This is a genomic window from Streptomyces sp. NPDC051172, from assembly GCF_040682555.1.
Taxonomy (GTDB): domain Bacteria; phylum Actinomycetota; class Actinomycetes; order Streptomycetales; family Streptomycetaceae; genus Streptomyces.
This window is the reverse complement of record NZ_JBFBBE010000400.1, coordinates 1-1,201: the sequence shown is the minus strand read 5'-3', so window position 1 is coordinate 1,201 and position 1,201 is coordinate 1. Positions and strand designations below refer to the sequence as shown.

Here is a 1,201-nt window from a genome sequence, read left to right as displayed (position 1 = left end):
CTGACCCCCGCTCCGCGCGCGGGGTGCTCCCGCCGGCTCAGCGCGGCCCGACGGCCTCGGTGATCCGGTTCAGCAGGCCCATGAGGACCTGGCGCTCGGTGGCGTCGAGGGGGATCCGGGTGAGGGCGTCCGCCGGGACCGTCCGGGCGGACTCCCGCAGCGATCGTCCCTCGTCCGTCAGCCGGACCAGCACGCGCCGCTCGTCGTGGACGTCGCGCTCCCGCGTGACGAGCCCCATGCCGGCGAGGCGCCGCACCAGAGGCGTGATCGTCCCGTTGTCCATGCCGAGCCGGTCCCGCAGCGCCCCGACCCCCAGCGCGCCGGCGGCGTCCGACGTCGACGCCTCCGTCTCAGCCGAGGCGTCACTCTCCACCTGCCACAGGGTGAGCATCACGAGGTACTGCGGGTAGGTGAGGCCGAGGCGGGAGAGCAGGGGGCCGTAGCCGCGCGTGACGGCGCGCGTCGCCCGGTGCAGGGCGAAGCAGAGCTGGTCCTCGAGGGCGAGGCTGGGGGTCGGCGCGGCATCCATGGGAGCGATTCTAGTGGTCACTGGGGAACAACTTGGTTGCGCGCGACCTAACCGGGTGGCAGGCTGGAGCCGACTCGTCCCGCACGGGGCGGGTGGATGAAAGGACCTCTCATGGAGACCATCTACACCGCCGAGGCGCTCAGCACCGGCGCCGGCCGCGACGGCCACGTCCGCACCACCGACGGGCGGGTCGACCTCGACCTCGCCGTGCCCACCGAGATGGGCGGCTCCGGCCAGGGCAGCAACCCCGAGCAGCTGTTCGCCGCCGGCTACGCCGCGTGCTTCCACTCGGCCCTGCAGATGGTCGCCCGGGCCTCCCGTGCCGACATCACCGACTCCTCCGTCGGTGCGCGCGTGGGCATCGGCCGCCAGGGTGAGGGCTTCGGTCTGGAGGTCACCCTCGAGGTCGTGCTGCCCAACGTCCCCGCGGATCAGGCCCGCGCCCTCATGGAGCAGGCGCATCAGGTGTGCCCCTATTCGAACGCCACCCGGGGCAACATCGACGTCGTCCTCGAGCTCGGGGAGGCGTGATGACGAAGCGCCGGCAGTCCGCCCCCCTCTCCCAGACCGCCGCCCGCCTCGGCCTCGGCGGGTTCATGACCGCGGCGGGGCTGTCCCACCTCACCGTGGCGCGCCGTGAGTTCCGCGCCCAGGTGCCCTCGTGGGTCCCGC

General features: G+C 73.6%; 2 protein-coding genes. One reads left to right on the top strand and one right to left on the bottom strand.

Features of this window, described 5'->3' with window-relative positions; all coding sequences use genetic code 11:
- Positions 1 to 37 precede the first annotated feature (37 nt).
- Positions 38 to 529 carry a MarR family transcriptional regulator gene (locus AB0N07_RS51445; protein ID WP_350749241.1) on the bottom strand — a complete coding sequence of 164 codons (492 nt, stop codon included), beginning with the start codon at positions 527 to 529 and terminating at the stop codon, positions 38 to 40.
- Positions 530 to 640: 111 nt separating this feature from the next.
- Here AB0N07_RS51445 and AB0N07_RS51440 point away from each other — a divergent pair, with 111 nt between their 5' ends.
- Positions 641 to 1,060, top strand: coding sequence for an organic hydroperoxide resistance protein (locus AB0N07_RS51440; RefSeq protein WP_036316406.1), 420 nt, complete (start codon positions 641 to 643; stop codon positions 1,058 to 1,060).
- Positions 1,061 to 1,201 lie beyond the last annotated feature (141 nt).